This window comes from Parasedimentitalea maritima (assembly GCF_005771405.1).
In the GTDB taxonomy this organism is placed as follows: domain Bacteria; phylum Pseudomonadota; class Alphaproteobacteria; order Rhodobacterales; family Rhodobacteraceae; genus Parasedimentitalea; species Parasedimentitalea maritima.
On the sequence record NZ_VAUA01000005.1, the window covers coordinates 34,429 to 47,941 of the forward strand.

Below are 13,513 nucleotides of genomic sequence, written 5' to 3' on the forward strand. Positions count from 1 at the left end.
TCCGTTGTCTCAATTGAATGCAAGTGCTGGACGATCACAACCAGATCAATTATTGGGTACCATAAGAAAAATTAGGGTGTAGATGCGAAACCTACCTTCATTAAATGGATTGCGTGCATTTGAGGTCGCCGCCAGATGCGGCAGTTTTGTTCTGGCAGGCAATGAACTTGGCGTCAGCTCTGCCGCCGTCAGCTTGCAGGTAAAGAGTCTCGAAGATCACTTGGGTAAAAAGCTTTTCCTACGCAAAGGAAACCGCATCTCTCTGACCGATGCCGGAGAGGAAATGTACCCGAAACTTGCGCATGCCTTTAGCGAGTTATCTGATGCAGCCCAAATCGTGCGTAGCAACAAACGCTCCCGTCAGTTGGTGGTCAGTGTACTCCCCGCCCTGTCTGAGCTTTGGTTTCTCCCGAAGGCGCTAGAATTCAGTAACAAGACGGGTATCTGCTTGGATATACGTGTCCAGGAAGATCCAATTGATTTCGAGCGGGAATCGATTGATGTTCGTCTGACATTTGGCTCCGTGTTCTATCCAGAATACCGCCAAACCCCCTTGTTTTCTGACTTAGCAATTCCGGTCTGTGCACCGTCATTTTGGGCGCGGCACTCCGATCCTGAAGGAATGCTCACCAATGTTCCTGATGCCAAGCTTATCCATAACAAATGGGGCCCGAGTTACGCCAGCGAACCGCTTTGGTTAGACTGGCGTCGTGAAGCGGGCACTGGCGGCGCAGCTCTCACAAGTCCTGGGTTTGTTCTGAGTGATACGTCGCTTGCAATTTCGGCTGCAAAACAAGGCGCCGGTATCGCCCTTGCACCTTCCATTCTTGTAAGCTCGGCTCTTTTTTCAGGTTCGTTGGTTTCACCCTCCAGCGTCTCACTGCCAATGAAAAAGGACTATGTTTGCATCTATCCCAATGCACGGGCAGAGGCACCCGCAGTCCGTTTGTTCTTGAAATACCTCGATCTGGATTAGACCTCTGACGCGCCGCAAAACAGCCGCTCCATTCGACTACCGCCCCTAAAGAAACAGCTGATCCAATAATTTTGGTCACAGTTTCACCATATTACTGGCGCTGGTTGACCTTACCTCTGTCGCGCCATGGTCTCTTTGACGTGAAAGAAACTTCATCATGCGGCGAGAGTACATTTTTGTCAGGCCAGCTCATTGTGACCGTGGGGCTCCAAATATGCAGAATTTAAATAGTTGGGCCCCTGTAATGTTCAATGCTTCCAAGTGGTGTTTTCGATCATGTTAAGCCTCGACAACGATATTTGGCTCACTGGATCAAACGGTACAGCTGAGAGCGCCAGTATGGTACTGGAAGACGGTGGCAACAGCACAACTGTTACGGGGACATTTTCAGCGGATTCTTGGGATGCAAGCCAATCCGGTAATAACGTCTCTGATTTCGGGTCGTTTGGCGCCAGCGATCCAGTAACTGCCAGTTTTGGATTTTCTAATCCGGTCACCAACCTGAGTTTTCAACTTGAGCATGTTAACTCAATTGGCTCGTCGTTTGACGACAAGCTGACCTTGTGGGCGTACGATGCTGACGGGGTTATAATACCTTCGGAGACAGTAATTGCGTCCCTAGGAGGCGTGACGGATCAAATAGTCTCGGTTAATCCAGACGGATCTATTTCGATTGAGGCCGAGGGGGCCGATCCAGCTAATATTACCGTTCTCTTACCCGGGCCAATTTCACAGTTAGCTGTGGCCCTAAGCAATGGAGAAGATGCACCAATCTCAGGCGGCGTTGGCCTATCTGATCTAAGCTTTTCCATCCCCGCCGCTCTTGGCCACGTTGTTGAAGGAACTGACGGTTCTGACCTGATCGATACATCTTATCTGGGCGACCCTGAGGGTGACAGAGTCGACAATAATGACGCTTTAGATGGATCAAACGATGACGAAATTGTTGCTGGAGATGGTGACGATACAATTCTTGCTGGCGATGGAAACGATTCCGTTAACGGCGGGCTTGGCAACGACTCCATTTTAGGCGGCGATGGCAACGATACTCTTTATGGAGGTGACGGACACGACTACCACAGTGGCGGTGATGGCGATGATCTAATCTCTGGTGGTAGCGGCAATGACACCCTAACTGGCGGCTGGGGCGACGACACCCTTCTTGGCGGTGATGGTGATGACCGTCTTGAAGGGCTATATGGCAACGATTTGATCTATGCCGGCGCTGGCGATGACCACGTATTTGGCCGCGACCAAGATGACCTGATTTATGGCGAAGAAGGTAACGACACGCTGATTGGTAGCATGGGCGTGGATACGGTCTATGGCGGCGACGGGCATGACACCCTTGCAGGCAGCCAAGGAAATGATGAAATACATGGTGGCGACGGAAATGACCTTGTATTTATAGGCGTCTACGAAGACTCAGATCGAATTTTTCTCGATGCTGGAAACGACTTCCTCGATGGTGCGTCTGCAGGATCTTCGTTTTATGGTGAAGGCGGTACAGGTAACGATTACATGAACAGCGGGGTCGGAGACGATACGCTGTATGGAGACGAGGGTCGCGATACCCTGAATGGTGGGTCTGGGAATGATTACCTGGATGGGGGTTCTGGATCCGATAGCATCAATGGTGGCTCTGGAAATGACACCCTGATTGGTGGCGATGACGGTGACACTTTGTCAGGGGGCGATGATCGGGACCTGATTATTGCCGGTGATGGTGATGTCGTCGACGGTGGCGAGGGTGGCGATGATTACGACCAACTGGATATTAGCGCGCTTGGTGGACCTAGCCGCACCAATATCATTTACGATTCCGACAACAACGAATCTGGAACAGTTGAGATTCTGGATGAGCTTGGAAATGTGACTGGCAGCCTCACCTTCTCAAATATAGAGGAGGTCATCGCTTGCTTCACACCAGGGTCACTAATTCTGACTGCACACGGCGAGGTTCCGGTTGAACATCTATCCGTCGGCGATAAAGTGCTTACACGCGACAACGGCTATCAGACAATTCGGTGGGTCGGTCGACGCAATCTGAATGAACACGACCTTGCGAGCAAACCTCAGTTTGCACCGGTACAAATTCGTGCAAACGCCCTAGGCAACGGTATGCCTGAGCGCGATATGTACGTGTCACCTCAACACCGAATGCTCATCACTGGTGCTCTGTCTGAACTGCTGTTCGGTGATCCAGAAGTACTGGTCCCAGCGCTGCACTTAATCAATGATTATAATATCTTACGTGCAACCTCTAACGATGTTACTTACATCCACCTTCTGTTTGACCAGCATGAAATTATTCAAGCTGATCGAACATGGAGTGAAAGTTTTCAGCCTGGGGACCAGACATTGGTTGGTATGGATGTAAAACAACGCAAGGAACTGGTAGACCTGTTTCCGGAACTCCAATGCCAAGACTACCATTATCCAACTGCTCGGCGTGCGCTAAAATCCCATGAAGCGTTCGTGCTTCAAGCAAATATCGCGCATCCTTAGTTTTGCCTTACGGTGCCCAATGAACAGTGGTTTCAGATAACACCGCTTGTATTGGGGCCTTTTCAGGCGGCAACAGCATAGCCTGTTCAAGCGCTTTTCGTTTGTCATCACCGTAAATCACTAAGTGTTTCGAAATGGCAGCATCCAGAACCCTCCCTGACAGGCTTATACGGGCTTCCGGCTGACTGTCTGGTCGTAGTATTGCTAATACCGGGGCTGTCGCCTCCAGAGCGGCCTCAAGTCCTGGCACACCAGGAAACAACGAAGCCGTGTGCATATCCGACCCCATACCCAATAGCAGAACTGAGATAGGCAATTCAGGCGCTATTATCGATTCAACTTCTGCAATTACATCTTCGGGTACCTGATCTGGAACATGAAAAGGTAAAAATTGGGCTGCCGCTGCACGGTCAACCAGTAGGCGCTTGGCAATCATTCGAGCGTTAGAACGTTCGCTGGTAACGGGCACCCATCGCTCGTCAGTCGCCAACACCCGAACCCGGGACCAATCGAGATCAGCGGCACAGAGGTCATCAAATATGGGCGCTGGCGTGGTGCCGCCTGCAACGGCAAGAGAGGCTCTTTCGTGGTTCAACAAATGGGTTTCAAGATCTCCGGCTAATCGATTGGCCACATCAATCGCCAACATGTCACGATCTGGGTATTCTATAGTATTCATGGGTTTATCCCTTGCCATTCACGTAAATCGCGACGCATCAACAGATCTGCGTCATCCGGTCCTGTGCTGCCACTATCATAGGGTTTGGGCACATCTCCACGGGCTTGCCAACCCGCAATGATCGGGTCGGTCCAGGCCCAGGCTGCTTCGACTTCATCTCCACGCATGAACAGCGTTTGATTGCCGCGGATCACGTCCATGATCAAGCGTTCATAAGCGTCCGGAGGATTACCCCCTGCCGCCCCTAAAGCTTCCGAAAAGGTCATATCCAAAGGCACATCCATCAATCGCATGCCACCAGGGCCAGGCTCTTTGATTGTTACCTTCAAAGTGATACCTTCATTCGGCTGTAAGCGGATGGACAACAGATTTGCGTGGCGGCCTGCCTCTTCTCCAAAAATCGAATGTGGCGCATCCTTAAAAAACACATTGATCACTGAGGATCGTGCAACCAGTTTTTTACCAGTTCGCAAATAAAACGGTGTGCCCGCCCAACGCCAATTGCTGATATGAGCACGCAGAGCGATGTAACTTTCGGTTGTAGACCGGAGATTACCAACAGTTTCGCGATAAGAGTCATGCCGATCATCAGCACCTTGCTGAGCCTGATACTGTCCCCGCACGATGTGATGTGGCTCAACAGTGTCTAGCGCCCGAATTACCTTTAGTTTTTCATCACGTACCGCGTCTGGGTCGAATTTTGCAGGAGGTTCCATCGCGATAAGGCACAATAATTGCATCAAATGATTTTGCATCATGTCCCGCATGGCACCTGACCGGTCGTAATAGGCCTCACGCCCTGCAATTCCGACAGTTTCAGCAACCGTAATCTGAATATGATCAACATACTGACTGTTCCACAGCGGCTCGAACAGCATATTACCAAATCGGATCGCCATAAGGTTTTGTACGGTTTCTTTGCCCAAATAGTGATCTATCCGATAGATCTGGCCTTCGCTAAAATGAGTTGCAAGCGTGGCGTTTAAGGCGCGAGCAGACTCAAGATCGCGACCAAAGGGCTTTTCTACTACAATTCGGCTGCTATCTTGAGCCAAGCCATGTTTGTGCAAACGCTCGGCCAATGGGCCAAACAGGTTGGGACCAACTGAAAAATAGAAGATTGAAACCCGGGCGCCCTGCCCCTGAGCCATCAACGTAGAGAGCTCGGGCCAACCGATATCTCCGGTAGCGTCCACACGGGTATAGGTAAGGCAATCAAGAAACGCTTCTAATGCAACAGCGTCATTCGCTTGATTGCCGCCATAGGCCTGAATAGCGTTAGTTATCATAGCCTTATAATCGGATTGAGACAGGTTTGTCCGTGCGGCTGCAATTATGCGGGCACCTTTAGGCATCTGCCCACCGCAGAAACGGCGAAACAATGCAGGTAAAATCTTACGCTGAGCAAGATCTCCGGTGCCACCAAAAATTACCAGATCGAACAAATCCACTGGGATGACGCGCGAAACCATACTTTGCCCTTACCTACCGCGTCGTATGACGCATTCCAATTTTAGTATGACTCTGGATCACGACCTCATCATATATTAGTTCGCAGACTTTAACTCGCCTACGAGTATAGGCTAGACCTAAATGAAAGAAACCACCCGGGATTACCTGATGAAAGACTTGCCCCAACCAGCGGCCAACCAAGGAAAATTTCAAGATAGCTATCTAACGTCCAACGGAGACGAGCGTGCGAGAGTAGCTCTCAGTAATCCCGAAACACTTTGGTTCAATACTGGAACCCTTTGCAATATTGAATGTGCAAATTGCTACATTCTCAGTTCACCAAGCAACGATGCTCTGGTCTATCTGACCGCAGGTGAAGTCCAAGACTACCTTGATCAGATTGAAGCAAGGAATTGGCCGGTCAAAGAAATTGGTTTTACCGGTGGTGAGCCCTTTATGAACCCTCAGATCATTGGCATGATCCGTTTTGCGTTAGAGCGTGGCTATAAAGTGTTGATTCTGACCAACGCAATGCAACCATTGATGCGAAAATCAATGCAGGCTGGGTTGATACAGCTACTTACCGATTTCCCAGGACAGATGGTGTTACGTGTCTCACTGGATCATTTTAGTGAAGAAATACACGACGCAGAACGTGGCCGTGGCAGTTTTGCAAAGTCATTGTTGGGTATGCGTTGGTTGCAGGAAAATGGCTTCAAAATAGCCGTTGCTGCGCGTAGCCAATGGGGGGCGAGCGATGCGGCCTCTCGGGCCGGATTTGAAGAATTGTTTGCTCAGTATGGTTTTAGTATAGATGCCCAGAACCCCAGCCAAACCGTTCTGTTTCCGGAAATGGATGACACTGTCGAAGTTCCAGAAATCACCACTGCGTGCTGGGGTATTCTTGGTAAATCACCCAAAGATGTCATGTGTTCAACCTCTCGCATGGTTGTGAAACGCAAAGGTGCCAGACGACCGACCGTTCTTGCTTGCACCTTATTGCCCTATACAGCCGAGTTTGAACTGGGTGAGACTTTGGCTAGCGCAGAACAGGATGTTTCTTTGAACCACCCCCACTGCGCAAAGTTTTGTGTACTAGGTGGAGCCAGCTGTTCTGCATAGCTCCAGCCTGCAAATTCGGCGACCTATTTTAATGCAAGGTCAGCACACCTTTAACATTGCGCCACTCACCGGGACTAATCATTTTGCGGTGACTAAAGCGCACCGAATGTAAAGGGCCCTCAATCTCCCGCTGCCAGAATTCGACAAACTCAAACAGTTTGGGATGATCTGGCAGCAAATCATAATTTTGCCAAACAAAAGTGTTCAACACATGGGTATAGTCAGGCATGTGGTAAGTGAATTCCGCAGTGGTCAAACCATAGCCCTTTAGCATCAATTCAGTTTCGCTACGCTCCATCAAAAACCTCCAAAATTAGAGTGTACAAAGCAATGGTAGCGCGAAAGATGTTAATTTATCTCAAAAACAGCGGGTTACGAAAATATTAACGTGTAAATAGCACTGAAAAATTCTGCTTGCTTGCGCCCCATATACCCTCTCTGTTAGGGTGCATACACAAGATATAGACCCATCAATAACAACGGGCAGCACACGTGAGCGATACGCCGGAAACTCCTGAAAATATGGATGAAACACCCCCTTCGCGGCCGATTTATGATGGTCCTTCCGTCTCTATCGAATCCGAAATGCGGACCTCCTATCTCGACTATGCGATGTCTGTCATCGTTAGCCGTGCCATTCCTGATCTGCGGGACGGCTTGAAGCCGGTCCACCGTCGCATTCTTTATGCAATGCATGAGACAAGTAACACTCACGACAAGTCATACCGAAAATCGGCTCGACCTGTTGGCGATGTGATGGGTAAATATCACCCGCATGGCGACAGCGCGATCTATGACGCACTGGTTCGGATGGCGCAGGACTTTTCTATGTCGCTGCCGCTGCTGGATGGTCAAGGCAACTTCGGCTCGATGGACGGCGATAACGCTGCAGCGATGCGCTATACCGAAGTCCGGATGGACAAGCCGGCTGCATTTTTGCTGAGCGACATCGACAAAGACACAGTCGATTTTCAAGATAACTATGACGGTAAGGACCAGGAGCCAACAGTTCTGCCGGCCCGGTTCCCGAATATGCTGGTCAATGGAGCTGGTGGTATTGCTGTCGGCATGGCCACCAATATTCCACCACACAACCTGGGCGAAGTGATCGACGCAACCCTTGCGCTAATCGAGGACCCAGATCTGACCAGCGAACAGCTGATCGACTACGTTCCCGGCCCCGACTTCCCTACCGGTGGTGTAATGCTGGGCCGCACTGGTGCCCGCAAGGCCTACCTTGAAGGCCGCGGCTCCGTCATCATTCGCTCCAAAACCCGTGTCGAAGAGATCCGCCGTGATCGCTATGCAATTGTTATCGACGAGATTCCGTATCAGGTGAACAAAGCGGCTATGATCGAAAAGATCGCCGAGCAGGTTCGTGATAAAAAGATTGAGGGTGTGGCCCACGTTCAGGATGAATCTGATCGCAACGGCGTCCGTGTGGTGATCGAGTTGAAACGAGATGCCACCGCCGAAGTGGTAATGAATCAATTGTTCAGGTTCACCCCCATGCAAACCTATTTTGGCTGCAACATGCTGGCGCTGAATGGCGGTCGGCCCGAAACTCTAACATTGCGCCGGTTTCTGACCTCGTTCATCGACTTCCGCGAGGACGTGGTAGCACGACGGACAGCTTATCTGTTACGCAAGGCCCGCGAACGCAGCCACATCCTATGTGGTCTGGCCGTTGCCGTGACCAATATCGACGAAATTGTCGCCACCATCCGTGCGTCAGCAGATGCCGCTGAGGCGCGTGAAAAACTGATGACCCGGCGTTGGCCGGCCCAGCCGATCCTTCAGTACATTGCCCTGATCGATGATCCGACCCACACTGCCAATGACGACGGAACCTACAACCTGTCGGAAACTCAGGCCCGCGCTATTCTGGAACTGCGGCTTCAGCGTTTGACCCAAATCGGCGTCAAAGAAGTCACCGACGAGTTGGAAGAGCTTGCTGGCAAGATCAAAGAGTATCTTGAAATTCTTGGTTCCCGTGAACGCATCATGGGCATCATTGCGGATGAACTGACTGAAGTTCGCGAACAGTTTGCTGTTCCACGTCGCACCGAAATCGTCGACTGGTCCGGTGATATGGACGACGAGGATTTGATAGAGCGTGAGGACATGGTGGTGACCGTGACCTCAGGTGGATACATCAAGCGTACGCCCCTGGCCGACTTCCGCGCGCAAAAGCGCGGTGGCAAGGGGGTGTCAGGGATGCAGACTAAAGAAGAGGATGTCATCACCACCCTCTTTGTTGCCAATACCCATACCCAGCTGTTGTTTTTCACCACCGATGGCATGGTTTACAAACTAAAGACCTGGCGCCTGCCTCAGGGCGGTCGGACCTCCAAAGGGAAGGCTGTGGTCAATATCCTGCCAATTCCACCCGGAGTATCGATTGCCGCCATTATGCCGGTAGACGTTCCCGAGGATGATTGGGCCAATTTGCAGATCATCTTTGCCACCACGGCTGGCGATGTCCGTCGAAATGCATTGTCCGATTTCGTCAATGTGAAACGCAACGGTAAGATTGCCATGGACCTGCCCGAGGGGGTTGAGATGGTCAATGCGCGGATCTGTTCAGAAGATGACGATGTCATGCTGGTGTCTGATGCAGGTCGCGCTATCCGGTTTTCAACAACAGATGTACGGGTCTTCAAGGGTCGCAAATCCACTGGAGTACGAGGCATCCGCCTGAATGACGACAACCGAGTGGTGTCTATGTCGGTTATTCGTCATTTTGAGGCAGAACCATCTGAGCGTAGTGCCTTTATCAAGCGGTTCCGGACAGAACTTGGTAGCGAAATTACCGAAGATGAGACCGGTGAAGAGGTCGACGGCGCATTGCCTGAGGACCGTTATCAAGAAATGCTGGCTGCAAATGAACTTTTGGTCACCATCAACAAAAGTGGTGCAGGAAATCTGACTTCCTCGCATGATTACCGCGTAAGTGGGCGTGGAGGACAAGGGGTCGCCGCGATGAAAGGCAACGAGATTGTTGCGACATTCCCAGTCGAATTGGCTGATCAGATCATGCTTGCCACTTCTAAAGGCCAGTCGATCAGGGTCCCTGTTCAGGGCATTTCCTTCCGATCACGCAGCGCCGGCGGTGTTAAAGTGTTTAACACAGGTAAAGGCGAAGATGTGGTTTCGGTTGCTTGGATCGCTGAGCAAAATGGTGACGAGGAAAACGAGACCTAACGGTTGTCAGGGTGTTTCTAGAACCTGAGCTCTCTTTTTATCTGCTGATCCAAAATGCTTTGGATCAGCAGCTTTGGTAGACTTGGAGATAAAATGAATTTTGATAGACCAGCAATTGATCTGCTTTCCTCACTTGAAGAGCTTGCCACGTTGTCTTTGAATTATAGCAGCATTACTGATGAAGAATGCATGCTACTGGGCTACCAGAGAACAAAGCAAATTTCCCGAAAATCTCGCCTCCAATGGGAACAGGGGAACCAGACAGTCTTGTCTGATGAAGTGAAGTCCCGAAAGCAAAGTATCATCGAAGGTGCATTTCTTGAAATATATCAAGAGTACATTCCTCTTAAGCACGCTTTGGGTAACAAAAAAATTGAACATACCTGTGATATTGGATGTGGTCAGGGGATCAACGATGTCTTCTTGTTTCGCGACTTCAAATCCAAGTTCACCCTAGTCGACATCGAGGAATCCCCCGAGATGTACCATAACTGGGCAGAGAGTGGCAGCGGTTACGCCAGCTTGAAAGCGGCGTCCAACCTGCTTATTGCAAACGGTGTGGACGCTAACGATGTGACTGAAATCAACCCTACCAAGGCAAACATTAGTGTTCCTAAAAATGGATTTGATCTCGCCACCAGCTTTTACTCGTGTGGATTTCACTATCCCATTGACGACTATTTAGACCTGATGGCCGAGACGATTAACAAGGGTGGTTACGTTTGCTTAGATTTGAGAAAACAGTACTTACGGTCAAACACTGCTGCAGTTTCAAATCTATTCGAAATGTCGAAAACAACCGAAGTCTACAACGACAACAAATCAACACGGATGCTGTTTGAAAAGAAGTGACAAGAGGCTCAGGAGAATAAAGATTACTTTGTCCTCGCTGATTCAAATTGAACCTCTGCCGTTTCAAGCAGAGGTTCGGCTATTCAAGCCCAATAGCTAGCTCAGAGATTGTAGATATCAGCAAATTTGGTTTCCAGGTATTCTAACAAAGGTTCATGGGTCGGCTGGGAACCTGCCGCATGGGTAATTGTCTCCAGAGGAGATCGCAGCCCTCCATGTTGCTGTAGGTTCTTCTGAAGCCAACTCACTGCGCCAGAGGTATCGCCAACTGAAAGCTGTTGATCCAAGTTTGGCACAGATTTCCGCAATGCCTGGTGTAAACACCCTGCATATACATTGCCCAAAGAATAGGTTGGGAAATAACCGAATAGTCCGACCGACCAATGGACATCCTGCAAGCAGCCATTTGATGGCTTGTCGACATCATAGCCAAAGTCGGCTTTGAAACGGTCATTCCAGGCCGCCTCAAGGTCAACAACTTGGAGGTCACCAGACATCAAGGCTCTTTCCAGATCGAACCGTAGCATGACGTGAAGATTGTACTGGATTTCGTCAGCCTCGGTACGGATATAGCCATTGAGTACAGAATTGACGGCAGCATAAAATGCATCGGCGTCCGCAACACCAATATCCCCAAAGACATCAACCATCTGCTCAAACAACCAACCGGTAAAGGCTCGACTACGCCCCAATTGGTTCTCATAAATTCTGCTTTGGCTTTCATGCACGCCCATAGATACACCGCAGCCTAGTGGTGTTAGCAGGTAGTCATTGTCAATGTTTTGCTCGTAGCAGGCATGACCAACCTCATGGATGGTAGAGTAGATACAACTAAATGGGTCACTTGCACTGGTACGCGTTGTGATGCGCACGTCTTGTCCACTGCCGGAACTAAACGGATGCACGGCCTTGTCGACGCGGCCATGGTTCATATCGTAGCCAAACGCCTTAGCCAACTTACGGGTCAACTTCATCTGTTTGGCTTCGTCGAACACCCCTTCCAATCGCTTCGGAGTAGGACGTTCCAGAACTGTAGCCCGCAAATCGACCAATCGGGGCCGCATCGCATCGAAAATTTCCGCAATCTGAGCGCTGGTGGTGCCGTGTTCATAATCTTGAACCATAGCATCGTACACGTTACCGCCAGCAGCAAGTGCTGCCCCCTCTTCCCGCTTCAGTTCCACGACTTCCTGAAGGACTGGTATAAAGGCAGAGACATCCTCATCTGCCCGTGCAGCTGCCCACTTTCCTTGCGCTTCGGACGTGACCTGTGCCAGTTTTTTGGCTAAATCCGCTGGCACTTTTTTCGCCCGTTCGTAACTCCGTCGGATTTCACGCAATTGGGCAGCACCTGACTCATCGGAGGCTGTAGCCTGTTCCAGCCAATCCCCGACCTGAGGAGCCATACGACGGGCATGCAATACAGCTTCAAGAGCAGCCATTTCATCGCCACGCTGGGATGCGGCACCTCGTGGCATCATAGTTTCCTGGTCCCATCCCAATCGCCCGGCAATCTGCCCTAGCGCCTGAGTGTCGCGCTGGAATGCCATAAGTTTGTCAAATGCGCTCATATCAGATGTCCTTGATCGAAGTTGTTATGGGATAGGCAGACAAGAATCTTGCGCGCAGCACTGCTGACCAAAGAACGACTGCCAAAAGTTGGTGTAGAATGGCGATTTGCCAAGGGGCGCCATAAATGACGGTAGTGATGCCAAGAACAATCTGCAGGAGCAAAATTGCAAATACGACATGAAAAGCATTTTGCGTAATTGGATGTGCGCTATGTCGTCCACGGCGCCAGACAATCACTCCAAAAACCAACAAAACATACCCAGTGACACGGTGGATAAACTGGACAAGGCCAGGATTTTCAAAGAAATTCTTCCACATTGGTTCAAGCATGAGAAGGTTTTGCGGAATTATCTGTCCGCCCATCAATGGCCAATCGGTATACGTACGGCCCGCATCTATGCCAGCAACCAATGCGCCAAGAATAATTTGCAAAAACGCAAAATGCATCAAACCAGTCGAAAGGCTGAAGAGCTTCTTTTCTTTTGCGCGGCGAGCCTGCATCAAAACGCGATCTTCACGCGATAGCATCAGAATGTACCAAGCGATGAAACCCAGAATGATAAAGGCCAACCCTAGATGCACAGCCAGACGGTAGGATGCGACAGAGACCATTCCCTCGCCCTGGGTGACACCTGACGCAACCATCCACCAGCCGATCCCTCCCTGCAATCCGCCTAGTACACCGGGCAGTGCGAGTCTATTGGTCCAGCCAATTGGAATTTTGCGGGCCAGCAAGAAACCAAGAAACCCTAGCGCCCAGATCACCCCCATGACCCGGCCCAATTGCCTGTGGCTCCATTCCCACCAATAGATCGCTTTGAAATCTTCAAGCTGCATCCACTGGTTTTCGATACGCCACTGATCAATCTGTTGGTATTTGTCGAACTCGGCCTGCCAATCAGACTCGCTTAGCGGCGGCACCGCACCTGTCACTGGCTTCCATTCGGTAATGGACAAGCCACTGTCAGTCAGCCGGGTCAATCCACCTACAACAATCATTGCAACGACTAGCGCGAACAGTACCATCAGCCAGGCGCGGATTGCTCTACGCGCACCACTCTTGTTTCGCTCAATCAATCCGGACTGTACTTTTGGGGCGACAGAACGATCGCCTTCCACGTCTTCAAAAATATTGCGCTTGCTCATGC

10 protein-coding genes are annotated in these 13,513 nt (G+C 50.4%); 5 read left to right on the forward strand and 5 right to left on the reverse strand.

Features of this window, described 5'->3' with window-relative positions:
- Positions 1-82 precede the first annotated feature (82 nt).
- The gene (locus FEE96_RS10775) at positions 83-976 is read left to right on the forward strand and encodes a LysR family transcriptional regulator (RefSeq protein WP_138163058.1); all 894 of its coding nucleotides are present in this window, start codon (positions 83-85) and stop codon (positions 974-976) included.
- A 276-nt stretch (positions 977-1,252) separates the two neighbouring features.
- Positions 1,253-3,484, forward strand: coding sequence for a Hint domain-containing protein (locus tag FEE96_RS10780; protein WP_138163059.1), 2,232 nt, complete (start codon positions 1,253-1,255; stop codon positions 3,482-3,484).
- 7 nt (positions 3,485-3,491) lie between these two features.
- Here the strand turns inward: FEE96_RS10780 and pgl are convergent, their stop codons facing one another.
- On the reverse strand, positions 3,492-4,163 hold the full coding sequence (pgl, locus tag FEE96_RS10785; protein ID WP_138163060.1) for a 6-phosphogluconolactonase: 672 nt from the start codon (positions 4,161-4,163) through the stop codon (positions 3,492-3,494).
- The gene (gene zwf, locus FEE96_RS10790) at positions 4,160-5,635 is read right to left on the reverse strand and encodes a glucose-6-phosphate dehydrogenase (RefSeq protein WP_138163061.1); all 1,476 of its coding nucleotides are present in this window, start codon (positions 5,633-5,635) and stop codon (positions 4,160-4,162) included. Before zwf ends, pgl begins: the two co-directional genes overlap by 4 nt.
- A gap of 148 nt (positions 5,636-5,783) precedes the next feature.
- Between zwf and FEE96_RS10795 the strand changes: the two genes are divergently transcribed.
- On the forward strand, positions 5,784-6,737 hold the full coding sequence (locus FEE96_RS10795) for a radical SAM protein (protein WP_138163403.1): 954 nt from the start codon (positions 5,784-5,786) through the stop codon (positions 6,735-6,737).
- A 28-nt stretch (positions 6,738-6,765) separates the two neighbouring features.
- Here the strand turns inward: FEE96_RS10795 and FEE96_RS10800 are convergent, their stop codons facing one another.
- On the reverse strand, positions 6,766-7,035 hold the full coding sequence (locus FEE96_RS10800; protein WP_138163062.1) for an usg protein: 270 nt from the start codon (positions 7,033-7,035) through the stop codon (positions 6,766-6,768).
- A gap of 224 nt (positions 7,036-7,259) precedes the next feature.
- On the opposite strand from FEE96_RS10800, the gene gyrA reads away from it, so the two are divergent.
- Both gyrA and FEE96_RS10810 read left to right on the forward strand, forming a co-directional pair.
- On the forward strand, positions 7,260-9,941 hold the full coding sequence (gene gyrA, locus FEE96_RS10805) for a DNA gyrase subunit A (RefSeq protein WP_212744761.1): 2,682 nt from the start codon (positions 7,260-7,262) through the stop codon (positions 9,939-9,941).
- Between the two features lie 93 nt (positions 9,942-10,034).
- Positions 10,035-10,793 carry a class I SAM-dependent methyltransferase gene (locus FEE96_RS10810; RefSeq protein ID WP_138163064.1) on the forward strand — a complete coding sequence of 253 codons (759 nt, stop codon included), beginning with the start codon at positions 10,035-10,037 and terminating at the stop codon, positions 10,791-10,793.
- A gap of 101 nt (positions 10,794-10,894) precedes the next feature.
- Here FEE96_RS10810 and FEE96_RS10815 read toward each other — a convergent pair whose 3' ends face one another.
- On the reverse strand, positions 10,895-12,364 hold the full coding sequence (locus FEE96_RS10815; protein WP_138163065.1) for a carboxypeptidase M32: 1,470 nt from the start codon (positions 12,362-12,364) through the stop codon (positions 10,895-10,897).
- Position 12,365: 1 nt separating this feature from the next.
- On the reverse strand, positions 12,366-13,511 hold the full coding sequence (gene ctaA, locus FEE96_RS10820) for a heme A synthase (RefSeq protein ID WP_138163066.1): 1,146 nt from the start codon (positions 13,509-13,511) through the stop codon (positions 12,366-12,368).
- Between the last annotated feature and the right edge of the window lie 2 nt (positions 13,512-13,513).

Coding starts and splice junctions, on each gene's coding strand:
- FEE96_RS10775 (WP_138163058.1), top strand. CDS start 83: ATGCGAAACCTACCTTCATTAAATGGATTGCGTGCATTTGAGGTCGCC.
- FEE96_RS10780 (WP_138163059.1), top strand. CDS start 1,253: ATGTTAAGCCTCGACAACGATATTTGGCTCACTGGATCAAACGGTACA.
- pgl (WP_138163060.1), bottom strand. CDS start 4,163: ATGAATACTATAGAATACCCAGATCGTGACATGTTGGCGATTGATGTG.
- zwf (WP_138163061.1), bottom strand. CDS start 5,635: ATGGTTTCGCGCGTCATCCCAGTGGATTTGTTCGATCTGGTAATTTTT.
- FEE96_RS10795 (WP_138163403.1), top strand. CDS start 5,784: ATGAAAGACTTGCCCCAACCAGCGGCCAACCAAGGAAAATTTCAAGAT.
- FEE96_RS10800 (WP_138163062.1), bottom strand. CDS start 7,035: ATGGAGCGTAGCGAAACTGAATTGATGCTAAAGGGCTATGGTTTGACC.
- gyrA (WP_212744761.1), top strand. CDS start 7,260: ATGGATGAAACACCCCCTTCGCGGCCGATTTATGATGGTCCTTCCGTC.
- FEE96_RS10810 (WP_138163064.1), top strand. CDS start 10,035: ATGAATTTTGATAGACCAGCAATTGATCTGCTTTCCTCACTTGAAGAG.
- FEE96_RS10815 (WP_138163065.1), bottom strand. CDS start 12,364: ATGAGCGCATTTGACAAACTTATGGCATTCCAGCGCGACACTCAGGCG.
- ctaA (WP_138163066.1), bottom strand. CDS start 13,511: ATGAGCAAGCGCAATATTTTTGAAGACGTGGAAGGCGATCGTTCTGTC.